The sequence below is a fragment of the Spirosoma lacussanchae genome (assembly GCF_005870035.1).
Lineage (GTDB): Bacteria > Bacteroidota > Bacteroidia > Cytophagales > Spirosomataceae > Spirosoma > Spirosoma lacussanchae.
In genome coordinates this window covers 2,303,023-2,326,063 of sequence record NZ_SWJG01000001.1, presented here as the reverse complement: position 1 = coordinate 2,326,063, position 23,041 = coordinate 2,303,023, and the positions used below count along the sequence as shown (strand labels likewise).

The following is a 23,041-nucleotide window of genomic DNA, read 5'->3' as shown; positions in this document are numbered from 1 at the left end:
GTATCCTGACAGTGAGCCTTTATTTTTTTGATCCAGCCTGTTCAATCTGCTCCGTCTGGGCGTGGCCCGCGGGAATGGGTGGACCCAGCATGGGCTCGTCTCCGTGGGGCTGGGCTTTCACTTCTCGGAACTCACTCCGTCCGTCAAGCGAAGGACCGTGGGTCCACCGGCGGTTGGCCCCGGCTGAGGGTTCTACGGGATCAATGTTGGTATTGACAAACGCATAACTGAACTCCTGATTCTCGCTGCTCTGCGGAAAACTGTTGGGAATGGGCAGCACACCCCGAATATCGCCATGCCCCAGCTCTTCCAGTACCGCCAGCCACTGCTGCTGGTGCATGGTGTCGCGGGCAATTAGGAATGAGAGCATATCTTTCATTCCACTATCGTCGGTCAGTTCGTATAATCGGGTAGCCAGAACGCGGCCTGTTGACTCGGCCATTACGTTGGTAAACATGTCGGCCGCGAGATTTCCTGAGCTTACGACCCACGATCCGTTGAACGGAACCCCATTGGCATCGGCCGCCATTGCTCCCAGTCCACCCGACAGGAAATGACGAGGGTCGCCCCCGCCCACTATTTTTTCCATGATGGGGTCGTTACCGACAATGGTATCGATCACGCTGCTCGATGCACCTTCCAGATTCAACGCGACAGCCGTAGCCAACATTTCGATATGCGCCATTTCCTCGGTACCGGTATCCAGCAGCATATCCCGGTAACGTAGCGGTCCGCGTGAATTCCAAGCCTGAAACAGGTATTGCAGGCACACCCGGATTTCGCCTTCTACACCGCCAATTGCCTGTTGCAGGGCACGGGCAAACTGAGGATTGGGCTTGTCGACCCGAACTTTGTACTGAAGCTTTTTATCGTGGTAAAACATATATAGAGGGGTTATTGGTTGCTTGTCACCATCGGCTTAGCTTATTCTTCTGTCAATCGGGAATTACGATCAGAAGCTGCGTCTGCGATCTACTGGTTAACCCGCTGCCTGGCCCGGCCACCCGAAACAGGACAAGCCCGAGTAAGGAAACGGCCCCTTTTGGAGCGACCGCCCCATTACCTCACTACGTCACTAGTTTCCCAACCCGGCCCTACTGGCTGACTAGTTGATCCCTCAACAACGAGTACACCTTTATCGCTAAACACCTATGCTAGTACAAACCCATATCCAACGATCGGCCGATACGGATTCGCAGCCAGGAGGATTAGCCTCTAACGAAGCCGACAACAACGAACGGTCAACCGAAGCAGCACCCGATCAGCGTCATAGTACCAGTAGTCCGACCGAAACACCTTATACGGGTAGCCATGCCGATAACTACCAGCCTGAACAGGCAGCGACGCCTGATACCCCCGACGAATGGCCGTCAGGAGAGCATACAAAAAACCATGGCGAACGGGGCGGTGGACTCTGGACAAGCGGGGGACAGGTGACTACCGGTACGCCCTACCATGACGAAGATGAACCTGAAAATAACTGACGGGCGACGTCGTCTGATACGGACTAACTATAAGCAGCTAGTCCGTATCAGACGACGTTAGCCGAGCCCCCAAATACTCCCGATTGAGCCGGGTAATGTTTTCCAGGGATACGGAAGCCGGACATTCAACGGCGCAGGCCCCCGTAAACGAACAGGCGCCAAACCCTTCAGCATCCATCTGAGCTACCATACGTTGAGCCCGCAGGCTACGTTCAGGCTGCCCCTGGGGCAACATAGCGAACCTCGATACCTGAGCCCCAACGAACAACATAGCCGAAGCATTTTTGCAGGCAGCCACGCAGGCCCCGCAGGCTATGCACGCAGCCGCATCCATCGTAGTTTCCTGTACGTGTCGCGGAACCGGAATTTCGTTGGCATCAGGCGCTGACCCTGTACTAACCGAGATGTAGCCCCCGGCCTGTACGATCCGGTCGAAGGCAGAGCGGTCGGTAGAGAGGTCTTTGAGTACCGGAAAAGCCCTGGCCCGCCAGGGCTCTACCACGATTGTGTCGCCATCTGAAAAGGACCGCATGTGTAGCTGACATACGGCAGCTCCGGTCTGGGGCCCGTGAGGCCGGCCGTTAACAAAAAGAGAGCAGGAGCCGCAGATTCCCTCGCGGCAGTCATGATCAAACATAACCATCTCTTCGCCCCTCCGGACCAGCTCACCGTTCAATACGTCGAGCATTTCCAGAAACGACATGTCGGCCGTGATGTTTGTCAGCTGGTAAGAAACCAGTTTGCCTGTCGCACTTGTGTTTTTCTGCCGCCAGATTTTGAGTGTAAAGTTCATTGAACGGATTTTTTTGGATAAATTCTACACCCTGCCTTTGTAATCCCAATGGTCTTTACGCACGACGCCATTGACGTCTTTCAGGAACCGGCGCGTAAACTGATGGCCCCTGATATGCCCCCGCTCATCGGCTTTTCCAATAAACAGTAGTACCGGATTGCCTTCGCCATCGGTCTTCGTTGCCACATCGTACCGCCCAAAGCGGAACGCAACCAGGGTTGAGGGTTCATATTTCTTACCGAGCTGCCGGAATAGCCGGTCTCCAATTTTCGGTTGCATAGCCATCTTCTTCAGTTTTGAGTACAACCTGTATTCAGGTTAATTTCCACCCTGGCATCAGCTATCGCCTGCCGGGCTGACCTACGTTTGTAAAGCATCGTAACACCCTGGCGATTGACTGGCTCTTACCATTTCCAGGGTCGAATAAGGGAACGGCCATATGGGTTAGCGCTGACTGACCGGCAGGGGCTGCGCGGCCCGAAGCTGAATCAGCGCACGAACCAGGCACCGCATAAAACCGGCGGGCTCCTCTAAAAATGAGTCTGTGGGCAGAATTGCGGAAAGTGAAGATACGTTTTCGCGGAGCCGAAATCTGGTCGGCATGCCGACGGGCAATCGGGTAAGATGTCGGCCTGGCTCCTGCCTATACTTCTGAAAACCAACTTAAAATCAGTCGGTCTCGTTTCATCTTACGATACGGCCGGTACCCAGTTCGCATCTCCGCACCGATCACAGACCCGCGACGGATCAGCCGGAGCCGGTTCCGGATTGCCGCAATTTTTACAAACCATCAGGTCATCGCTTTTCGCTTGTCTGTCCCGAAATTCGCGGTCCCACTGGGGCAGAATCGAGAGGCCGGGTCGGGGTTCCGGATGTTTGATCAGGGTAAAACTCCCGTTGGGCTCCATAAAGAGAAACTTTACAGCCCCCAGCTGATACAACCCTTTAGAACGAAGTTGCGCAAAAACCCGCTCGCGGCTTATGGTCGTTACCTGCATGTCCCTCAGTTGCAGAATCCCTTCCTGAACGAGCACGTTCAGCTCCCCTTCTACCAGCGCTTCAAACGATTCTTTTTTGGCCGCGAAATGGGCCGACACCCGCTGAACCGTTACGATCACCCCTGCCGAGATGAAGGCAGGTAACAAGCCCCGGTCCGGCGCCAGAATCGGCACCCCGATCGAAGCCGCCAGTGAGGCCATCGCGATCAATTCGGTTCGGCTGAGCTGCGACGCCATACGTTTCCCCATCAACCGCATGGCTATCAGCAAAATGAGGTAAACCACCACTACACGCAGGATCAGTTCCAGGTAAAAACCGGCTGGAATTTCGCCAATCATCATCCGCTGCCAGTCGCCGATGTGTATATCTTCGGGTTTCATGTGGTTGGCGGAGTTAGCAAATGGGCTCTACCCATTTCGTTTTGTGGCAGGCCGGACATGGCTCGTTCGCCTGGTCTGCCGGTACAGTAGTGCCGCAGTTCTGGCAAACCCGGAGCTGGTCACCGGCCCGCGTCTGCACACCCAGCCAGTCGGCTCCCTGAAGTCGTTCAAACTGCGTTGGCAATACCGACAGGCCGGGTTCAGGGTGTTCGTTGGTATATATACTGAACAAGCCACAGGCCTCCAGATACAGCCGGTCGACCTGCTTGATGTTGTAGATATTTTGAGCCCGCAACACGCTATATATCTGCTGTTTGGATATCCGCGAGGCTGCCATAATATCCAGTTGCATGACCCCATCTTTCACCAGCGCGCTTTCGGTCCCCTGCACGATCTCTTCTACCCGGCTGTTTCTGAAGCCCCAGAAATTGATGCCCCGCTGCAGCGCCAGCACACAGGTCAGCGCCAGCACGCCCAGCAGCACCCCCCGATCGGGCAGTTGCATGGCCGGCGCGATGATGGCTCCCAGAGTCAGCATGACCGCTACCTCGGCCTGGGTGATCTGTCCGTTCATGCGTTTACCCAGCAGACGGGCAACCACCGTAAAAACCAGATAGATGATCAGGGAACGGATCAGCACTTCGAGCATGAACTCGCCAGGGGCTAACCCGAACACAATCCGCTCCCAGTCGGCGAGGTGAATCTCTTCTTTTTTCATAACGATTTCGGCAGTACCTCTATGGATGCTAACCGGCAGGCCGGGGTTTGGTTAAAACTTCGGCCTGCCGGTTAGCATCAGGACGCAATCAGCCGGGCCGGCATAGGAGCAGGGTTGGCCAGATGATATTCTTCATGCCCCTGGCCGTAGAGTACCATCGACTCGCCCTGCACCTCTACCCCACTGTCGCTGAAGACACTGGCAGGTGCCTGGCTGATTTTCTGCGCATCGGGACCCTGCCATGATTCATCGGCCGAGTCGAACAGTTTTTGCCATTCGCCCTCGCCCGGCATCCGGATCGTCCGCGGCTCATCAGCAAAATTCATCAGGCAAAGTACCTGCTGTTCGTCATGCCAGCGATGCAGAGCCAGCGTCTGGTTTTCTTCATCGGGGATGACGGCCACTTGCTTCCGACTCAGGGTATGTAGCGCCGGAAGCTGTTGTCGTAAGGCAATCAGGTACTGGTAGTACCGCAGCAAAGTCCGGTGCGGCTCCTGTTCCAGCAGGTTCCATTGCAGTTTGGTTTGCCGGAATGTTTTTCCGCTCTGCGGGTCCGGCATGTCGTTTCCGGTGTAAAACGAAGCGAACTCCTCCCGTCGGCCCGCCCGGACGGATTCGATCAGGTCAGGGTCTGAGTGATGGACAAAGTAGAAGAACGGATTGGTTTCGCCCCACTCTTCGCCCATAAACAGCATCGGAATAAACGGACTGGCCAAAACGGCCCCTGCCATCAGTTTAAGCCTGTCGAAGCTAAATAGCTGACTCGAGCGCTCGCCCCCTTTCCGGTTACCTACCTGGTCGTGGTTCTGGGAGAAAACAATAAACTGACAGCCGGGGTGCTGACCAAGCTTACGTCCGAAGCGCTTCTGCCGGACACAGGAAAACTGCCCGTCGTAGGCATAGGCGTCGATATAGGATTTGGCCAGGTGATAGATCCGGTCAAAATCGGCGTAATACCCCGTTCGCTCTTCGCCCACGCTCACCCGCAGGGAGTGGTGAAACTCATCGATCCACTGCGCATCCATTCCATACCCCTGCTCAGCCAGCGGACTGATCACCCGCGGGTCGTTGAGATCGCTTTCCACCATCAGGTAATAGGTGCGCCCGGTCTGGGCCGATAGCGCATCGACCTGTTGCCGGAGTTCACTCAGAATATGCGTAGGGCTAAAGTCCTTGATGGCGTGAACGGCATCCAGCCGCAAAGCATCGATGTGAAAATCACGAAACCACATCAGCGCATTTTCGATCACGTACCGGCGGACGCCGTCGCACCAGGTGTCGTCGAAATTGACGGCCTTGCCCCAGGGTGTGTGATATTGGCTGGTCAGGTAAGGACCAAAATCGGTCAGGTAATTGCCTTCGGGCCCAAAGTGGTTGTAGACCACATCCAGTACCACCGCCATGCCCCGGTAATGGCAGGCATCGACCAGGTGCTGCAGGGCCCGCCCCCCCCCGTAGGCGTCATGTACCGCATAGCTATAGACGCCGTCGTAGCCCCAGTTGCGCTTACCTGAGAACTGGGCCACTGGCATGATTTCGATGGCGTTTATGCCAAGCGACTTCAGGTAGTCGAGCTTCTCCTCCAGCGCGGCAAAGGTACCCTCGGGAGTAAAGGAGCCGGTATGGATTTCGTACAGTATATAACTCGACAGCGGTGGATTCACCCAGCTCTGGTCTTCCCAGTAAAAGGAGCCGGTATCTACCGCCTGCGAAGGTCCATGTACCCCGTCGGGCTGGGCCAGGGAAGCGGGGTCGGGCCGGTCGAGGTCCTGATCGCTCTGGTCGGGCATTTCCAGTGCCGACCCATCCAGATCGGGCTCTTTTTGGGGGTCGGTATTTCGTAACCGAAACGTATATCGATCGCCCGGCCGGATCAGGTCAGTACGAAGGTGCCAGTAACCATACGCTTCTTTATTCAAAGGAACAGGATCCGGTTGCTGCTCAATACAAATAGATACCTGCGTAGCCAGGGGTGCCCATACCAGCACTTCGGCCTCCCCATCGGCCGGAAAGCTAACGCCCAGCAAACGGCGTTCTGTAGTTAATGGGTATAGGTGCCGCGCGTCTTTGGCACGCGGACCAACGCGTAACGATACGGTTGAGTTTATTGACTGATTCATACGTATAGATCGGTATGGCCTTGAGCGGACTCATCCTGTAAGGGGCGGTGCGATAGCTGCGACTCCTGCTGCAGGTAGCTGATGATATTGAACGGTTGTCCGGTCAGGAACGGATTGATGAATAACGCCATATCTGCCTCACGCTGGCATACGCCTTCCAGCGTTTCATCGGGCGAAGTCACCAGCCGATCGAATGCGCCATGCAGCTGGTCTACATAAGCGACTGTTTGCTCATATAGTGCTTTCCAGAACAGAATCTGAATCACCGTGTCGTCCTTGTCCGTATCATCGATACGTAGCAGCGGGCATAACTGCCGCATCGCCTGGGGTTGGATATCTGTAACCATACCGTTGATAATGACCAGGAGAGCCAGCCCTAGCTGGCTCTCCTGGATCTGGTTATTCACTTTGGGCTGCCTGCTGGTTTACCTCACCCGTAGCAATGGTTGTTAGTTTGGTATCGGTGGCTTTCTCTTCGTTGAGCGTCTGCTCGAGCAGATCGGCAGCCTGCTTCTGTCCAGCCTGTTGAGCCAGCGTACGGGCCGTTCCATAAGCGGCAATTTCGTAATGTTCCATTTTCTGGGCTGCGCCAATGATCGCAGCATCGGCCAGTTGACCCGGCTCCAGCTGGCTCAGCAAATCCCGGGCTTCTTCGATAAGTCCCTGCATGGCCAAACAGGTTTCGCCTTCAGGGTCTATCCCCAGTTGCTGGGCAATCTGTACCAGCCGCTGTAACTGCATTTCGGTTTCGCGCTGGTGTACCGTAAACGCCTGTCGAAGGTGTTCGTTTTGGACCATGTCACTAAGTTCCGGCATGGCTTCCAGCGCCTGTTGTTCGGCAGAGTACAGATCCTGGATCGTGTGCTCCATGAACTCATCCATTGTTTTCATGTTGAGTAAACGTTTAAGTGGTTTGTAAACCAGATTAACCGGTTTTATCGGACTGGTTAGGCCAGTTGATTGAACCGTACAAAAACAACGCGCTCTACATGCCTGAACGGCCGTTCTTACAACACTCAAATGAGGAAACGGCCCGTATTTTCAGCTAATGTCTTATGGTCTTAATCGAGCTGAATATACTGCCTGCGGAGCCATTGGCTGAGCCCATCCAGTCCAGGAAAAAGCACCCGCTCGTTGATGTTTGCCTGATCGAGCTTATCCCGGATTTCCCATTTGAGTTCGGCCGGTATAATAAGCTTCCGATACATGGTCGGTCGCTCTTCCAGCCACTGCCCCAGCCCTACACGAGCGTCAGACACGATCGAGAACATAGCGTACTGGTTAACAATACGCTCGTCAATGGAAGGCGGATCGAAAAACAGAGCAAACGGCTCCCGAGCGAGGGTATCGAAGTCCGGCAGGGATTGAATTTGGTTAAGCATATCGACCGTGAAGACGTCGGCCCCCTCACTGTCAAGCAACACACGAAGCGACTCCGGTACCTGCTGATGCACTTTCTTATAATCGATACACCAGATTACCCCATCCCGGTCGTACAACTCAGTAGAAGCCGTAACGAAATGAAGGGCCACAAAGGGGGAGAAGGTCCAGTCGAGCAGGCGCGTCGGCAGGCCATGGTGCTGCGCAATAGCCAGCCAGTACCAGAACGATTCATGATGCGGCACCCGCCCAACGGCATATTTTCTGAAGTTCCGGAGTAAATGTCCCTCACTACAGGTATAGCCATTACCCAGCCGCATAAGCGACGTATTCAGCAGAAAAGAGGCATCGGCCATGCCGCGAAACGCAACGGGCGGACGAAACCGCCGGATGGTCGGCGTCCAGGCATCGGCATACAGCCGGTCCATGAGCTGACTCCAGGAAGCAACCCGTTCGTCCGGTACAGACTTCCTACTAGTCATATGTTTACCTCAACAGCGAGGTTGTTTAACGGCTTTCGTACAACCAGCAGGGCCAGTCTTCATAAAAACGAATCGACCGGATTCCATCTTTATACAGACTGGCCCTCTATTCCTGGAAACAACTTGTATGCTTCGAACGCTGACCGCCCAGCAGATGGACCATCAATTACGATAATGCGTTTTTACGATTTCTGAACAGCACGACAACCGCCGTGGTAATCAAAGCCCCTACCACGACCGTCTGCACCAGGGCTTTCTGGTTATACTTCCAGTCGGCTTTCATACCTTTCTCGGCGAAGATATTCGGTACGTGGCCCCGTTTGAGGTCATCCAGAATGCCTTCTACCACGTTGACGCGGTCGGCAACCAGCAAGGGCAGCCAGTGACCGTAGCTCGACTCACTGTATCGGAACGCGAACCGACGTATCTGACCACTAAGTCCCTGGGGCGGAACCGACGTTCCGAAAACGGCGCTTACGTTGGGGCGCTCGATCGAGCGCAGCACCTCTATATCTTCCGGTTGCTGCGCGGGCCGCTCCCAGCTGTAGCCTTTCTGCTCCTCGTCGGTGCGGTGCTTCATGGGGTAGGTCGGATCGTTTTTCGGGTCCGCATCTACGCCCCATCCTACTATGTGTGTGTATTGATCTGCTAAGTTTTCCATCGTCGTTCTGGATTATGATCGGGCTGAGGGTGGAATAAGAACCGGTTTGATGCAGTTGTCGAGCTTGGCCGAGAAAATATGGTACGCTTCGGCAACCTCCTCCAGCGGAATGCGGTGGGTAATAATCGCTTTGGGGTTGATACGTCCCTGCTGAATATGATCGATCAGCCGGGGCAGCAACCGCTTCACGGAGGTCTGATTGGCCCGGATCGTGAGCCCTTTATTGACCACATTACCAATCGGCACCAGGTTATCGGTTGGGCCGTACACCCCAACAATCGAAACGATACCGCCTTTCTTGACCGAGTTGACGGCCCAGTGCAGCGCGGTGGCCGAACCGGCCTGTAGCAGCGTTTTCCGGCCCGTTATGGTTTGCATGGCATTACCAGCGGCTTCGGCTCCTACGGCGTCAATACAGACGTCGGCCCCCAGCCAGTCGGTCAGCTTCTTGACAAACACAACCACATCGTCTACCTCCCGAAAATTATATACCTCGCACTGGGCGTAGTTACGCACAAATTCGAGCCGATACTCGACATGATCGAAGACGATGACCCGGCCCGCCCCGAATAGCCAGGCGCATTTGGCCGCCATGATGCCAACCGGACCCGCCCCGAAAATAACGACCGTATCGCCGGGCTGAATACCACCCATCTCGGCGGCCTGATAGCCCGTGGGCAGCACGTCGGTCAGCAATACTGCATCGTCCGGGTCCATATCGGGCGGAATCACCGTGGGACCAACGTTGGCGTAGGGAACCCGAACGTACTCGGCCTGTCCGCCGTCGTATCCACCGGCCGTGTGCGAATAGCCGAAAATACCCCCTACCGCCGTGGCCTGTGTGTTGGACTCGTGGCAGTTGCCGTACAGACCCTGCTTGCAGAATGCACATTTCCCGCAGGCAATATTGAACGGGACCAGCACAGTATCGCCCACTTTTACGTTGTGAACGTCTGGCCCAATTTCTTCGATAACCCCCACGAATTCGTGTCCAAACGTCATACCCACGCGCGTATCGGGCACATTTCCGTTGTACAGGTGCAGGTCGGACCCGCAAATGCAGGAGCGGGTAACCCGAACGATGGCGTCTTCGGGATGCTTTATTTCCGGAAACGGCTTCCGGTCAATACGGACCCGCCGGGGGCCCCGATAATTCATAGCTAACATAAGTTCTTCCTTTCTGTATGTGATGACCAGGCAGACATAAGACCGCCCCGATTTATTTCATAGGCCTGAGAGATCCTGGCGATAAGCCGCAGTCGGCAGGCGCATGACTATTCTCAACGAATGGCGCTGCTAGATGGTAGGCGACCCACCGGTTACCTGTACGGTACTGCCGGTCATATAGCTAGAGTCCTCGGAAGCCAGCAAAACGTAAATCGGAGCCAGTTCAGCAGGCTGGCCAGCGCGTTTGAGCGGCACATCCTGTCCGAACGTTTTTACCTTCTCGGGGGGCATCGTTGCCGGAATCAGCGGGGTCCAGATCGGGCCCGGTGCTACACAATTGACCCGGATGCCTTTCTCCGCCCATACCTGACCGAGGTTGGCCGTGAAGTTCTGGATAGCCGCCTTCGTGGCTGCATAGGCCAGCAGTATCGGGCTCGGTTTGTAGGCATTGACCGAAGTGGTGTTGACAACTGTACTGCCCGGTTTCAGATGTTCTTCGGCCGCTTTACAGAGGTGGAACATCGAAAATATGTTGGTACGGAACGTATGGTCCAGCTCTTCGGCGGTGATGTCCTGCAACGATTCGTGGGCCATCTGATAGGCTGCGTTGTTGACCAGGATGTCCAGACCACCTAATTCTGCAACCGCCCGGCTAATCAGTTCCTGGCAGTGGGCTTCGTCGCTGATATCGCCCGGTACCAGTACCGCTTTCCGACCGGCTTCTTCTACGTAGCGGGCTGTTTCGCGGGCATCTTCTTCTTCGTTCAGGTAGGAGATCAGCACATCAGCCCCTTCGCGGGCAAACGCAATGGCCACGGCCCGACCGATGCCGGAGTCACCACCCGTAATAAGAGCTTTACGGCCGGTCAATTTGCCCGATCCCTTGTACGATGTCTCACCATGATCGGCTTTGGGCTGCATGTCGGCTTCTACACCGGGTACGTCCTGTTTCTGATCGGGGAAAGGGGGTTGCGGGTGTTTGGTGAGCGGGTCTGTCTGTACCTCTTCGGGTGTTCTGTCCGTTGTGTTCATAACGTTATATCAGTTTAGTCTATAGTATTTATAAACTATAATACTATACTCCCCCGGGTCCCGTACAGTTATCGAACTCCCGGCCTGAGTTAGGCAACGGCCTGGCTCCTGTTCCAGGAAGAAGCCGTCCCCAACAGGTCCAGGTCCATTATCTAACCGGACCGGGCCTGTCGAAAAAACCAGCCAGCCGGCAAAAAAGAACGCGCGGGGCCTGACAACAGGTCCCGCGCGTTCAAACAGCTGTCTACAGCTTATTTATCAATTACCTGTGGCTGGTGTTCAGCCCCTTTGTTCTCTTCCCGGGCTTTGTTTTTGAGGGCTTCGAGGCCTTTCTTACCGTAGGCCAATCGGGTAATGCCCACGTACAACACCGGCACCACGAAGATGGCCAGCGAGGTAGCAGCCAGCATCCCTCCCAGCACCGTACGGCCGATGGTGGCCCGGGCCACCCCGCCCGCACCGGTGGCAATAGCCAGTGGCACCACCCCCAGGATAAACGCAAGTGACGTCATCAGAATAGGCCGTAACCGCAACCGAACCGCTTCAATGGTCGACTCGAGCAGATCCTCTCCCCGATCAACGCGCTCTTTAGCGAACTCGACAATCAGGATGGCGTTCTTGGCAGCCAGGCCGATCAGGGTGATCAGACCAATCTGGGCGTATACGTTGTTAGTCAGGTACGGAAACATGACCAGCGCCAGAATAGCCCCCAGCGCCCCGATTGGCACCGACAGCAGGACGGAGAATGGCACCGACCAACTTTCATATAGCGCAGCCAGGAACAGGAATACGAATCCGATACTGAGCAGGAAGATATAGACCGAGCTATTGCCCGCGTTGATCTCTTCGCGGCTCAACCCCGAAAAATCGTACGAGTACCCGGCAGGCAATACCTGGGCCGCCACCTCCCGTAAGGCATCATTAGCCTGGCTGCTACTGAAGCCGGGTTTGGCCCCGCCGTTCAGCTCGACCGCCCGGAATAGGTTGAAGTGAGAGATGAGCGGTGCGTTCTCGATTACGGTCGTTTTGATCACGTTACTGATCGGAATCAGCTGACCACCGGCGTTGCGGACGTAAAACTGGTTCAGGTTCTTCACGTCAGTCCGGTACATGGTATCGGCCTGGGCAACAACCCTGAACTTACGCCCGTAGATGATGAAATCGTTTACGTACTGGCTACCCAGGAAGGTCTGCATCGTCCGGTAAACGTTGGACACCGATAGCCCGAGCTTTTTACACTTGTCGCGGTCCACTTCGACCCGGTAAGCCGGGGCCTTAGCCGTAAAGTAAGAGAAAGCGCGGCCTATTTCGGGGCGTTTGTTGGCTTGGGCCAGGAAATTCTGCACCACCCCATCGAAAGCCTTCACGTCGTCGTTGGTTTCGCGCTGCTGGATCTCGAACGTAAAACCCGACGACTGCCCCAATCCCGGAATGGCGGGTGGTTGAATAACCTGCACCCGCGCATCGGTCAAGCCAGCAAAGGCGCGCTGGAGTTTAGGTACCAGCGAGTCGGCCTGCATACCCGGTCCGGTTCGCTCTTCCCAGGGTTTCAGCTGAATAAATACCGTACCGCTGTTCGATTTGGAGGCAAAGGTAATGGCATTCAGACCACCCAGCGCCGAGAAGTGAGCCACGTAGGGCTGCTGCTTCAGAATGCTCATGATGTTCTTCAACACCACCAGACTCCGCGAGGTCGAAGCCGCTTCCGGTATTTCGTAGGTCACAATGAGCCGACCTTCATCCTCGGTCGGAATAAACCCGGTGGGTTTGGCTTTGAACAGCAGGCCGGTCCCTACATACACCACAGCCAGGCCCACGAGTACCAGCGGGGTGGCCTTGATCAGCCGCTTAACACTGTTAGAATAGGCATTCGTTACCCGTTCGAACCACTGGTTGAACTTGTAGAAGAACCGGTTGAGTCCCTTCGCATTTTCATCGATGTGCATGGGCCGAAGCAGCATGGTACACAGGGCGGGGGTAAGCGACAGCGCCACGAACGCCGAAATCAGTACCGATACCGCAATGGTGATCGCGAACTGCTGGTACAAACGACCCACAATACCCGGTATAAAGCCGACCGGCACGAATACAGCCGCCAGAATGAGCGCGATGGCAATTACCGGCGCCGAAATTTCCCGCATGGCCTCTACCGTTGCCTCTTTGGGCGACATGCCCTTATCGATGTTTGCCTGAACAGCTTCCACCACCACAATAGCATCATCGACTACAATACCGATGGCCAGTACAAAGGCAAACAGCGTCAGGGTATTGACCGTAAACCCAAGCGGCACGAACAGGGCAAACGTTCCGACGATGGATACAGGAATAGCCAGCAGAGTGATCAGCGTAGCGCGCCAGCTCTGGAGGAACAAAAAGACCACCAGAATTACCAGCACCAGCGCTTCGAGCAGGGTCTTGACCACCTCCGATATCGACACCTGAATCACCGATACGGACTCGAACGGTACAACATAATCAATATCTTTCGGAAACGTCTTTTTCAGATTTTCCATGGCCGCGTATACCCCCTCGGCCGTTGCCAGGGCGTTACTGCCCGGCAACTGGTAAACAAGCAGGTAAGCAGCGCGGTTGCCGTCAACGAAGGAGTTACTGGCATAGGAGAACTTGCCGAGCTGAACCCGCGCCACATCTTTCAGGTACACCAGCGAACCACGCGCCGGGTCTGACCGAACCACAATGTTGTTGAACTCTTCTTCCTTGCTGAGCCGGCTGTTGGTAAATACCGTGTACTCGAATGCCTGCGAGGTTGGCTGGGGCGGTCCCCCTACCGATCCGCCGGCAACCTGCAGGTTCTGCTCCTGCAGGGCCGCCACAACATCGTCGGCGGTGAGGCCGAGCTGCGCCAGCCGGTCGGGCTTCATCCAGATCCGCATGCTAAAGTCGTCGGCCCGGCTGAAAATGTCCCCCACCCCTTTCACGCGCAACAGCGCGTCGCGGATGTAGATGTTGGCGTAGTTGTCCAGAAACGAGACGTTGTGAGTACCCTTTGGCGAGTAGATCGCGACCAGCATAAAGAGCGAAGGGTTCCGCTTCCGGACCGTTACGCCCAGGCGGGTCACCTCTTCGGGCAGCTGGGGCTGGGCAATACCGACCCGGTTCTGTACGTCAAGTGCAGCAATGTTCACGTCGGTCCCCACATCGAAGGTAACGTTCATGCTCATACGCCCGTCGTTGGTGGCATTGGTCTGGACGTAAGCCATGCCTGGTGTACCGTTTACCTGCGTTTCGATGGGAGTGGCTACGGTCTGTTCAACGGTCTGGGCATCGGCTCCGGTATAGGTAGCCGTTACCTGCACCACCGGGGGCGTAATGTCGGGGTACTGACTAACGGGCAGGCTCAGCAGCGCCAGCACACCCAGCGCCACGATGACAATGGATATGACGATAGCCGTTACGGGCCGATTGATGAAAATTTCTGCGAACATCGGTTCTGTTGAGTGATACCGATGGGGTGATTGAGTGGCCGATCATAAACCGATCCACTCAATCACCCCATGGCTAATTAACGTTTACTTTAGCTCCTTCCCGAACTTTCTGCGTGCCTTCCGTGACGATCAGCTCGCCTTCCTTCAGGCCGCTTTTCACAATCACTTTGTCGTTGATCCGCGCGCCCAGCACCAGCTTTTTCTGCGTTACCTTACTGCTATCGCCAACCACGTAAACGAAGTACTCGCTCATTTGCTCGGTAACGGCCTGGTAGGGAATCAGCAACTGCGGCTGGCCGGTATTGTTTTTCACCCGTATGTTGGCGTTGATGCCGACTTTGAGCTGTTTCTTCGGATTGGGGAAAGCGACCCGAACCCGCAGCGTGCCGGTCTGCGGATCGACCGCCCGGTCAACGATTCGTACCGTTCCCGGATATGGGTATACACTGCCGTCGGGTAAGACCAGCGTCAGTACCGAATCCCGAACGCCGTTTTTCTGGTTCTGAAGGGCTATAAAACGCGGGATCTGGGCTTCGTCGACCTGCACATCGGCCGCAATGGGATTATCGGAAGAGATCGTGTTGAGCGGTGCCGAACCCGGGGCTACGGCCGACCCGATCCGTACCTGAGAGATGCCGATCGTACCGTCGAGGGGAGCATAGATGGTGGTATACTTAAGGTTTGTCCCAACCGCCCGGATGCTGGCTTCGGCCGCAGCAACCTGCATTTTGGCAGCTTCGAGGGTGGCGGATGCATTATCGACTACCTGCCGGGCTATGGCATCCTGCTGCGCCAGCGTGTTGTACCGATCGGCGTCTTTTTGCGCCCGGTTGAGGTTCGCTTTCTGCACGTTCAGGTTCGCCACGGCCTGGTCGTAACCGGCGCGATACTGCTGCGGGTCAATGGTGTACAGCTTCTGCCCGCGCCGAACCGGCTGCCCATCCTGAAAGAAAATACCGGTGATGTTCCCCGCCACCTGTGGCAGTACGTCTACCTCGAGCAGGGCGGTAATCGTAGCCGGAAATTCATCATAATAAACCGCGCTTCCCTTCGTCACCTTCACGGCCGAAACGGGGGTTGGCGGTGGAGGTCCCTGCTGCTGTTCGTCTTTCTTACCGCCACAAGCCGTAAGTACCAGCACGGTAGCGCCTAGTAAAAGTGTATTTACCTGTATGTTCATCGTTTTACAAATCTCAAAACTGAATAAGCCCCAATGCCCGCTGCACGTCCAGCTTACTGATCAATACCTGATACAATGCGTTGAATACATTCAAACGAGCCGTTCGCAGGTCGGCTTCGGCCACGGTTACGTCCAGATAGGTTTTGATACCGGACCGGTACTGTAGGTTGATGATCCGATAGACATCCTGGGCCAGCGCCTGATTCTCCCGAAGCGCAAAATAGTTGGCCAGATTCCCTTTGTAGGTAGACAGCGCCTGTGCGTATTCGGCATCAACGGCACTCGTCAGGGCCGCCAGATCCCACTGGAGCCGCCTGACCTGTAGTTCTGCAATGCGCAATTGCTGCACCCGGCGACCACCCTGAAAAATGGGCAAAAACACCGACACCCCTACCAGCGAGTTGGGAAACGACTGGCTGTAGAGCTGCCCGAACGAGTTGTTCTGATACAACAAATTATAATTGGCGTTGGCATTCACGATGGGCAGATAGGCCCAGCGGTTATAGCGGACGTTCGACTCCAGTAGCCGCCCCTGTGTTTGCAGGAGCTGGTACTCAATTCGGTTAACCGGGTTAGCCAGCAGGGTGGTATCCAGCGCTGTTTCGGTCGCCAGTTGCAGGGTGTCATAGACCAAGTTCAGCTGCGCATTGGGCGGGTACCCCATCAGCTGTTTGAGGGTCTGCTGCTTGGCACCAACCAGGTCCTGAAATTGCTTTCGCTGGGCCAGGGTATTGTTGAGGGCGATGCGCGCACGCTGAGCGTCGGTTTTGTCAACAACCCCGCTCTGGTACTGGTTGGTCGCATCCTGCAAACTGCGCTGGAGTCGGCTGATGTCCTCGGCCAGAATGTCGACCTGGCGCTGAGTCAGGATCACATCGTAAAAGGCTTTGCTCACGTTAACCACCACGTCAATTTTGTTCTGCACGGTGACCTGACTGGCCTGTGCCCGGTAGGCATCGGCGGTCCGGCTGGCCAGGAGCACATCCCGGTTAAAGACCGACTGGGTCAGTGAAAACGATACGGTTGAGGTGTTTTTCGCGCCCAGAGCAACTGGCCGTCGCTCACCGGTTGTTGCATCCGGAATCAGGGTAACGGGCAGTTGCAGGAAATGCGTAAGCCCGTAACCGGCGTTCAGCTGCGGATACCAGGCAGCCAGTGCCGACCGCACCGACCGATCGGCAATCTCCTGATCGATGGCCGATTGACGAATAAGGGGCTGATTCTCCAGGGCGAACTGAATGCAGTCGGCCAGGGGCGCCTGCTGGGCCAGAGCATCTGTATTTTTCTGAGCAAAGGCTGCCTGTGTCATCACCCAGGTGCCCACAAAAAGAAGTAACGGTAACCAACTATTTTTCATAACCGCGGTAGCAGACAACAGCACGCTGCTGACCGATAGTCAACAGAGTGTACCACCTACTAACTACCGACAGCTCCCTTTTTGTTCGATTGATAGACTAATTAACCTGAATCCTTCGTGCGGACCGCCCCCCGTCCGTTTGCCAAACCCGCGATAACACCGTAATTTCGGGGCTTTATCAGCAGCCTGCAACGATGACTGAAGCCCCAAATGAATCCTCGACCGATCGCGGTCATCTGAATTTTATTGAACAGATCGTTGAAGACGATATGGCCTCCGGGAAACATGGCGGACGCGTGCATACGCGCTTTCCGCCCGAACCCAATGGCTACCTGCATATCGGCCACGCCAAGTCGATCTGCCTGAATTTCGGTCTGGCCGACAAATACGGTGGACAAACCAATCTCCGCTTTGACGACACCAACCCGGTTACCGAAGACACCGAATACGTTGATTCGATCAAAAACGACGTTCGCTGGCTGGGCTTCGACTGGGAGAACGAACTCTACGCGTCCGACTACTTTGAACAGCTTTATCAGTTTGCCGAAGCACTGATTCTGAAGGGCCTGGCGTACGTAGACGACTCTACCTCCGAAGAGATTGCGGCTCAGAAGGGTACGCCCACCGAACCCGGTCGCCTGAGTATATATCGCGACCGGAGCGTCGATGAAAACCTCGACTTTTTCCGGCGGATGCGCGCCGGTGAGTATCCCGACGGGGCGAAGGTGCTCCGGGTCAAGGTCGATATGGCGTCTCCAAACATGCAGCTGCGCGACCCGATCATCTACCGCATCAAGCACGCTCACCACCACCGTACCGGCAACGCCTGGTGTATCTACCCAATGTATGACTTTGCCCACGGCCAGTCGGACAGCATCGAGCAGATCACCCACTCGCTCTGTACACTGGAATTTGTGCCCCACCGGCCGTTGTACGACTGGTTCATTGAGCAACTGAATATTTTCCCCTCCCGCCAGTACGAATTTGCGCGGCTCAACCTGACGTATACCGTCATGAGTAAGCGAAAGCTGAAGAAACTGGTCGAGGAAGGGCACGTTTCCGGATGGGATGATCCGCGGATGCCAACCATTGCGGGCATCCGGCGCCGGGGCTATACGCCGGCCAGCATCCGCGATTTCTGCGAACGGATCGGGGTGGCCCGGCGCGATAACCTGATCGATGTGGGGCTGCTGGAGTTCTGTATCCGGGAGGAGCTGAACAAAACGACCCCCCGCGTCATGGCCGTACTGGATGAAAAACCGCTGAAGCTGGTGATCACCAACTACGACGAAGGCCGTGAAGAGATCATGCGCATCGAAAACAACCCCGAAGATGCCAGTTCGGGCGAACGCGACGTACCGTTTAGCCGCGAGGTCTATATCGAACGTGACGATTTTATGGAAGTGCCGCCGAAGAAGTTTTTCCGGCTTTTTCCGGGCGGCATGGTCCGGCTCAAAGGCGCGTACATCATCAAATGCGACGAGGTTGTCAAAGACGAGACCGGCGAGATAACCGAACTACGGTGCAGCTACATCCCCGAAAGCCGGAGCGGCTCCGACACATCGGGCATCAACGTAAAAGGCACGATTCACTGGGTATCCGTTCCCCACGCCGTTGAGGCTGAGGTTCGTTTATACGACCGGCTCTTCTCGGTCGAAAACCCGGCTGCCGACGAGCGCGATTTCCAGGAACTGCTCAACCCGAATTCGCTCGAGGTGGTACGGGCATTCGTTGAACCGGCCCTGGTTGACGCATCCCGGTCGGGCTCGCTCACCAATGTGCAGTTCATGCGGAAAGGGTACTTCATTCTTGATGCCGACTCGACCCCGGAGCGTCCGGTCTTTAACCGGACAGTGACCCTGAAAGATGCCTGGGCCAAAGAACAGATTAAAGGCGAAGTCAAAAAAGGATAAGCTTTTCAACCGATACCGGGTAGCCCCGCTCTATACGTACCGATTCTTCGCAAACCGGCGTATGTAGCGGGGCTACCTGTTAGGTATATACGTCATCTCTTTCTCTCGTCATCAAGACGTTTGCGTCAGGCCAATGAGTATACTACGAAAGGGGCTTCCCTCCCATTCCTGAGTAGATCCGATGAGCATTTTCACGACGCTCTGCCAATCAACTCTCCATGGGCTGTGCCGGCGCAACGAGCGACCAGGCCGGTTCTTCTAAACCAATAAGCAGGCATCTCGTTTGACAGGTAGTACCAACGACGTGTATCTGTATGCAGCTCAACAAGCGTATCGACCAGCCGGACGCCATCTCCCCGGACCTGGCCCGGTTTCGAACCCACAAAGCAATTCCGTCGGTCATCGAAAAAAACGTGTTGACCGCTTTGTCTTTTTTTCCGGCATTGCAGCAGACACCGATTCGCTTTGTCTTTAAACAACGGATCAACTCATCCGTCATGCAGGCGCAACCGGTTTTTCAGACCCTGCTGCGTCCCCGGGCCGACCGGGCGTACCAGATCAACATCAGTGCGCTGTTTACCCTGACGCATACGGCCATCCCGATTCATCAGCTGCCCGATGCTATCATGATCGGGTGGATTGGCCACGAACTGGGGCATATCATGGATTACGAGCGCCGGACCAACCTCGAGCTGGTGGGTTTTGGGCTTGGCTACGTTTTCTCGGCGGCCTACGTAAAAAAGGCCGAGCGGATTGCCGACAGTTTTGCGGTCAACCACGGCCTCGGCCATTACCTGATCGAAACGAAACGATTCATTCTGGATCATGCCGAGTTACCCCAGGCCTACAAGGACAAGATTGCGCGCCTGTACGTCTCGCCCGAAGAAATTGTTGAGCAGGTAAAGAAGCTGGAAGAAGAAAAACTCGACCGCCAGAAAAAAGCCCTATGACAGGCCTTTTACGTACTCTCCGAACTCCAGCAAATCGGCTTCTTTCATCACGCGCGGGATTTTAGCCTGTCCGCCCAGCTTCTTGAATTCTTCACTCCAGCGGTAGAAATGCTCGACCGGAATCACTTCGGCCTCCACCCCTTTCAGCGCTTTGGTCCGGGCTACGTTGTAGTTTTTATTAGCCTGGCGTAGTTCTCTGTCGAGTGATTCGGCAAACGTCTGGTTATCGACGGTTCTGTTGGAGCCGATATACCATTTGTTGATGTACTCGCCCTCCTTCCGCACTGCCGAAACCAAGAACTCCTGAATTTCGATGTCGAACTGCTCCTGCATGAGCTGCATAGCGTCGTTCATCTGATGCACCGAGAGTTGCTCCCCAACGATGTTCAGAAAATGTTTGGTCCGGCCGGTAATCTGGATCTCAGCCCGCTTCTTATCGGTGATCATGACGGTATCCCCAATCATGTACCGCCATGCTCCCGAAACCGTAGATATCAGCAGCACATAGTCAGTATTCTCTTCAGCTTCGGCCAGCGACAGAATCGTGGCACCCTCTCTGACACGTCCGGCTTCGTCCATATTGGCGTCGACAAATGGCACGAACTCGAAGAAGATGCCATTATCGACCATCAACGCCATCGACGACGTATCAGGGCGTTTCTGGGTGGCCAGGTAGCCTTCTGACGTCAGGTAGGTATCGATGTAGGTGAGTGGCCGGGCCAGCAGCGTTTCCAGACTCTTCCTGTACGGCTCAAACGCAACCCCTCCCGTGGTGTATACCTGGAGGTTGGGCCAGATGTCATGGATCGTGTTGAGCCGGTTATGCGCAATCACTTCTTTCAGCATCATTTCTATCCAGGACGGAATACCACTCAGGCTACCAATGTCCCAGGTTGGGGCTTCCTGCGCAATCCGGTGCACTCGCTCGTCCCAATCCTGGATCGACGCAATCTCGACACCGGGCTTATAATATCCGCTGAACCAGCCCGGTATATTAGCCGCACTGATGCCGCTGATCTCGCCTTCCTGATGATCGTCTTTCTCGATGAGGCTTACGCTGCTGCCCAGCATCATGATCTGTTTTTCGAAGAAGTCGGAGGGCAGATCGAAATTTTTCAGGCTCATCACCTGCTGAATACCGGCTTTGCGGATCGCTTCCAGCATATCATCGGTAACCGGAATTGCCTTGCTGGTACTGGTCGTACCGCTGCTGAGGGCGAAATACTGCTGCCCGCCGGGCCAGGTTACGTTCTGATGGCCTTCCAGCAGGTAATGCCACCAGTCGGCGTTCATCCTGTCGTAGTCGTGCACCGGCACAGCCTGCTGAAAGGCCCGTACCGGATCAGCACTGGTTAGAATCTGACTAAAGTTGTATTTTTTGCCGAACGCGGTGAGCTTCGCTTTTTTCACCAGATCCAGTAACACTTCGCGTTGGGCTTTGACCGGATCGGGGTCCGACACAACAAAGCCGTATACATCAATTGCTCTTTTTAATAACTCGCCAATAACTGCCATGGGTAATTTTTCGGATGGATTTGCTATCGGCTTAACCAGATCGGCCCGACTTTGTTGATGATTACAATTGCCTGACCCGTAAACCGACTTTCGACTGCACGTGAATCAGCGTTTGTATACTGCTCGGCCGGATGGCGATCTGCTCGGGGGTGAACCGGAACGACTGGATAACCAGATCCGTTTTCTTACCCGCCCCGCCTTTCTCGTACGCCTGGGTAATTTTCTGCGGAAGCTTATCAATCTCGTCGCCCAGCGAAATTTCCAGCAGCTCATCGACTAGCTTCGGCAGACTTTTCCGCACCAGCGAACTCACGATGCGGGGCATACCACTCTGGCTGGCCGCATCGAAATCAAGGTTCTTGACCCGCAGGGTATTGGTCAGCGTATCGAAGACCGGACGCCCCCGCAGGTAGATCACCCCGTCCATCAGCCCACCGACCTCCGTTTTGACGAGTAAGGTCCGCTGTCCACCGTAGACGGCCACGTTCCGGATCGTTACCGCCCCGAAGAGCAGCTGTTTTTTTTGCTGACTGAGGGTCAGGTTTAACACCCGGTTTATGTCGGCATAGGGCAGGTCGCTCACCAGTCGCAGGTCAGACAATAACGGGAGTTGTTCTTTCCGTTCCAGGGTCGGTAACTGGGTCGGGGTGTAGGTGGGTGTGGTGGGTTTGAGCTTTGTCTCCGTATTCAGCGCAATTCGGAGGTGAGTGATAATCGACCTGTTCCCTCCGCTGATGGGACTGGTCTCGACCCGAACCGGCTTGGGAAGTAGCCAGAGGCCGAACTCTTTACTGATCAGCAACGGCTTCTGGATATCCTGCCAGATCGGCCCAACGATCCGGTCAATCCGGAGTTCTTTGTAGATAGCGGTGTCGATAGCCGACTCGATAGCGGGCTGGTAACGGTCGAGCAGTTTTCGGGCAAAGTCGGTCAGCTGAATTTCCTGCCCCAAGATTTTGATCTCCGGTTTTATGATCCAGTCAAAGCTGGTGAACTTTACCTGGCTGGCCAGGCGCCAGTCAGGCGTTACCGTCAGTGGGCTCTGAAAATTGATATGGAGCGAACAGAACGGCTTGTCGGGTGGCGTTTTGTCCTTACTGAACGGCTTGGTAATCCAGAGCTGAAGCGGGGTCGAAAACCGGAGCTGCTGATTCTCGTACTGAATACGGACCCGACCCGACCGCGCCACCCGAAATGGGAACACGCCCCCCCGTTTACCGCCGGGCGCGCCTTTACCAACCAGCAGCGGGTCAAGTTCACGGTTAATTTTTTCTTCCAGTTCGCGGATCGGAAACTCAATCGATCCGGCCACGTGCGAAATAGTAGTTGAAATCGGCGGGTCGAACCCTTCCGCTTTGGGGGGCGGTGTTTCTACATGCTGACAATCCGAAAGGCTGACAATCAGCAGCAAACCCATGAAATAGTGTAGTAGCAATGGTTTCATCAGGCAATCTGGTAGAATTG

The 23,041-nt window shown here is 55.4% G+C and carries 20 protein-coding genes; 3 read left to right on the top strand and 17 right to left on the bottom strand.

Going from position 1 to position 23,041, the window contains the following annotated elements; all coding sequences use genetic code 11:
* Positions 1–19 precede the first annotated feature (19 nt).
* Positions 20–883 carry a manganese catalase family protein gene (locus FBR45_RS09615; RefSeq protein WP_138501499.1) on the bottom strand — a complete coding sequence of 288 codons (864 nt, stop codon included), beginning with the start codon at positions 881–883 and terminating at the stop codon, positions 20–22.
* A 268-nt stretch (positions 884–1,151) separates the two neighbouring features.
* Between FBR45_RS09615 and FBR45_RS09610 the strand changes: the two genes are divergently transcribed.
* Complete coding sequence (locus FBR45_RS09610) at positions 1,152–1,484, top strand: hypothetical protein (protein WP_138501497.1); 333 nt, start codon at positions 1,152–1,154, stop codon at positions 1,482–1,484.
* A 37-nt stretch (positions 1,485–1,521) separates the two neighbouring features.
* On the opposite strand, the gene FBR45_RS09605 is transcribed toward FBR45_RS09610, so the two are convergent.
* From FBR45_RS09605 to FBR45_RS09540, 14 genes are all read right to left on the bottom strand, one after another.
* The gene (locus FBR45_RS09605) at positions 1,522–2,277 is read right to left on the bottom strand and encodes a succinate dehydrogenase/fumarate reductase iron-sulfur subunit (RefSeq protein ID WP_138501495.1); all 756 of its coding nucleotides are present in this window, start codon (positions 2,275–2,277) and stop codon (positions 1,522–1,524) included.
* Between the two features lie 24 nt (positions 2,278–2,301).
* Positions 2,302–2,556: a hypothetical protein gene (locus FBR45_RS09600; protein WP_138501493.1), complete on the bottom strand. Its 255-nt coding sequence runs from the start codon at positions 2,554–2,556 to the stop codon at positions 2,302–2,304.
* A 410-nt stretch (positions 2,557–2,966) separates the two neighbouring features.
* On the bottom strand, positions 2,967–3,656 hold the full coding sequence (locus FBR45_RS09595; RefSeq protein ID WP_138501491.1) for a DUF421 domain-containing protein: 690 nt from the start codon (positions 3,654–3,656) through the stop codon (positions 2,967–2,969).
* Between the two features lie 13 nt (positions 3,657–3,669).
* Positions 3,670–4,374 carry a DUF421 domain-containing protein gene (locus tag FBR45_RS09590; RefSeq protein ID WP_138501489.1) on the bottom strand — a complete coding sequence of 235 codons (705 nt, stop codon included), beginning with the start codon at positions 4,372–4,374 and terminating at the stop codon, positions 3,670–3,672.
* Positions 4,375–4,451: 77 nt separating this feature from the next.
* Positions 4,452–6,494, bottom strand: a complete 2,043-nt coding sequence (gene treZ, locus FBR45_RS09585) for a malto-oligosyltrehalose trehalohydrolase (protein ID WP_138501487.1) — start codon at positions 6,492–6,494, stop codon at positions 4,452–4,454.
* The gene (locus FBR45_RS09580; protein ID WP_138501485.1) at positions 6,491–6,901 is read right to left on the bottom strand and encodes a hypothetical protein; all 411 of its coding nucleotides are present in this window, start codon (positions 6,899–6,901) and stop codon (positions 6,491–6,493) included. The genes treZ and FBR45_RS09580 overlap by 4 nt, the downstream gene beginning before the upstream one ends.
* Entirely contained in the window at positions 6,894–7,385 is a 492-nt protein-coding gene (locus FBR45_RS09575) for a ferritin-like domain-containing protein (protein WP_246082170.1), read from the bottom strand. The genes FBR45_RS09580 and FBR45_RS09575 overlap by 8 nt, the downstream gene beginning before the upstream one ends.
* A gap of 170 nt (positions 7,386–7,555) precedes the next feature.
* Positions 7,556–8,356, bottom strand: a complete 801-nt coding sequence (locus FBR45_RS09570; protein WP_138501483.1) for an FRG domain-containing protein — start codon at positions 8,354–8,356, stop codon at positions 7,556–7,558.
* Positions 8,357–8,522: 166 nt separating this feature from the next.
* Positions 8,523–9,017 carry a hypothetical protein gene (locus FBR45_RS09565; protein WP_138501482.1) on the bottom strand — a complete coding sequence of 165 codons (495 nt, stop codon included), beginning with the start codon at positions 9,015–9,017 and terminating at the stop codon, positions 8,523–8,525.
* A gap of 12 nt (positions 9,018–9,029) precedes the next feature.
* On the bottom strand, positions 9,030–10,184 hold the full coding sequence (locus FBR45_RS09560; protein WP_138501480.1) for a zinc-dependent alcohol dehydrogenase: 1,155 nt from the start codon (positions 10,182–10,184) through the stop codon (positions 9,030–9,032).
* A 129-nt stretch (positions 10,185–10,313) separates the two neighbouring features.
* Positions 10,314–11,216 (bottom strand): SDR family oxidoreductase, encoded by a 903-nt coding sequence (locus FBR45_RS09555; protein ID WP_138501477.1) that lies wholly within the window; start codon positions 11,214–11,216, stop codon positions 10,314–10,316.
* A gap of 251 nt (positions 11,217–11,467) precedes the next feature.
* Positions 11,468–14,662: an efflux RND transporter permease subunit gene (locus FBR45_RS09550; protein ID WP_138501475.1), complete on the bottom strand. Its 3,195-nt coding sequence runs from the start codon at positions 14,660–14,662 to the stop codon at positions 11,468–11,470.
* Positions 14,663–14,735: 73 nt separating this feature from the next.
* Positions 14,736–15,842 (bottom strand): efflux RND transporter periplasmic adaptor subunit, encoded by a 1,107-nt coding sequence (locus tag FBR45_RS09545; RefSeq protein ID WP_138501473.1) that lies wholly within the window; start codon positions 15,840–15,842, stop codon positions 14,736–14,738.
* A gap of 13 nt (positions 15,843–15,855) precedes the next feature.
* Positions 15,856–17,199, bottom strand: coding sequence for a TolC family protein (locus FBR45_RS09540; RefSeq protein WP_138501471.1), 1,344 nt, complete (start codon positions 17,197–17,199; stop codon positions 15,856–15,858).
* Between the two features lie 194 nt (positions 17,200–17,393).
* On the opposite strand from FBR45_RS09540, the gene FBR45_RS09535 reads away from it, so the two are divergent.
* Both FBR45_RS09535 and FBR45_RS09530 read left to right on the top strand, forming a co-directional pair.
* Positions 17,394–19,112 carry a glutamine--tRNA ligase/YqeY domain fusion protein gene (locus tag FBR45_RS09535; RefSeq protein ID WP_138501469.1) on the top strand — a complete coding sequence of 573 codons (1,719 nt, stop codon included), beginning with the start codon at positions 17,394–17,396 and terminating at the stop codon, positions 19,110–19,112.
* A gap of 314 nt (positions 19,113–19,426) precedes the next feature.
* Positions 19,427–20,062, top strand: coding sequence for a hypothetical protein (locus tag FBR45_RS09530; RefSeq protein WP_138501467.1), 636 nt, complete (start codon positions 19,427–19,429; stop codon positions 20,060–20,062).
* Here FBR45_RS09530 and FBR45_RS09525 read toward each other — a convergent pair.
* Both FBR45_RS09525 and FBR45_RS09520 read right to left on the bottom strand, forming a co-directional pair.
* A complete protein-coding gene (locus FBR45_RS09525) occupies positions 20,057–21,577 on the bottom strand; it encodes a GH3 family domain-containing protein (RefSeq protein ID WP_138501465.1) in 1,521 nt (506 codons plus the stop codon). The genes FBR45_RS09530 and FBR45_RS09525 overlap by 6 nt on opposite strands.
* A gap of 61 nt (positions 21,578–21,638) precedes the next feature.
* Positions 21,639–23,021, bottom strand: a complete 1,383-nt coding sequence (locus FBR45_RS09520; RefSeq protein WP_138501463.1) for a DUF4403 family protein — start codon at positions 23,019–23,021, stop codon at positions 21,639–21,641.
* Positions 23,022–23,041 lie beyond the last annotated feature (20 nt).

Excerpts from the sequence above, each read along its gene's own strand:
- FBR45_RS09535 (WP_138501469.1), top strand. The coding sequence starts at position 17,394 with ATGACTGAAGCCCCAAATGAATCCTCGACCGATCGCGGTCATCTGAAT.
- FBR45_RS09615 (WP_138501499.1), bottom strand. The coding sequence starts at position 883 with ATGTTTTACCACGATAAAAAGCTTCAGTACAAAGTTCGGGTCGACAAG.
- FBR45_RS09600 (WP_138501493.1), bottom strand. The coding sequence starts at position 2,556 with ATGCAACCGAAAATTGGAGACCGGCTATTCCGGCAGCTCGGTAAGAAA.
- FBR45_RS09610 (WP_138501497.1), top strand. The coding sequence starts at position 1,152 with ATGCTAGTACAAACCCATATCCAACGATCGGCCGATACGGATTCGCAG.
- FBR45_RS09525 (WP_138501465.1), bottom strand. The coding sequence starts at position 21,577 with ATGGCAGTTATTGGCGAGTTATTAAAAAGAGCAATTGATGTATACGGC.
- FBR45_RS09555 (WP_138501477.1), bottom strand. The coding sequence starts at position 11,216 with ATGAACACAACGGACAGAACACCCGAAGAGGTACAGACAGACCCGCTC.
- FBR45_RS09590 (WP_138501489.1), bottom strand. The coding sequence starts at position 4,374 with ATGAAAAAAGAAGAGATTCACCTCGCCGACTGGGAGCGGATTGTGTTC.
- FBR45_RS09545 (WP_138501473.1), bottom strand. The coding sequence starts at position 15,842 with ATGAACATACAGGTAAATACACTTTTACTAGGCGCTACCGTGCTGGTA.
- FBR45_RS09575 (WP_246082170.1), bottom strand. The coding sequence starts at position 7,385 with ATGAAAACAATGGATGAGTTCATGGAGCACACGATCCAGGATCTGTAC.
- FBR45_RS09550 (WP_138501475.1), bottom strand. The coding sequence starts at position 14,662 with ATGTTCGCAGAAATTTTCATCAATCGGCCCGTAACGGCTATCGTCATA.
- FBR45_RS09530 (WP_138501467.1), top strand. The coding sequence starts at position 19,427 with ATGCAGCTCAACAAGCGTATCGACCAGCCGGACGCCATCTCCCCGGAC.
- FBR45_RS09565 (WP_138501482.1), bottom strand. The coding sequence starts at position 9,017 with ATGGAAAACTTAGCAGATCAATACACACACATAGTAGGATGGGGCGTA.
- FBR45_RS09520 (WP_138501463.1), bottom strand. The coding sequence starts at position 23,021 with ATGAAACCATTGCTACTACACTATTTCATGGGTTTGCTGCTGATTGTC.
- FBR45_RS09595 (WP_138501491.1), bottom strand. The coding sequence starts at position 3,656 with ATGAAACCCGAAGATATACACATCGGCGACTGGCAGCGGATGATGATT.
- FBR45_RS09605 (WP_138501495.1), bottom strand. The coding sequence starts at position 2,277 with ATGAACTTTACACTCAAAATCTGGCGGCAGAAAAACACAAGTGCGACA.
- FBR45_RS09560 (WP_138501480.1), bottom strand. The coding sequence starts at position 10,184 with ATGTTAGCTATGAATTATCGGGGCCCCCGGCGGGTCCGTATTGACCGG.
- FBR45_RS09570 (WP_138501483.1), bottom strand. The coding sequence starts at position 8,356 with ATGACTAGTAGGAAGTCTGTACCGGACGAACGGGTTGCTTCCTGGAGT.
- FBR45_RS09540 (WP_138501471.1), bottom strand. The coding sequence starts at position 17,199 with ATGAAAAATAGTTGGTTACCGTTACTTCTTTTTGTGGGCACCTGGGTG.
- treZ (WP_138501487.1), bottom strand. The coding sequence starts at position 6,494 with ATGAATCAGTCAATAAACTCAACCGTATCGTTACGCGTTGGTCCGCGT.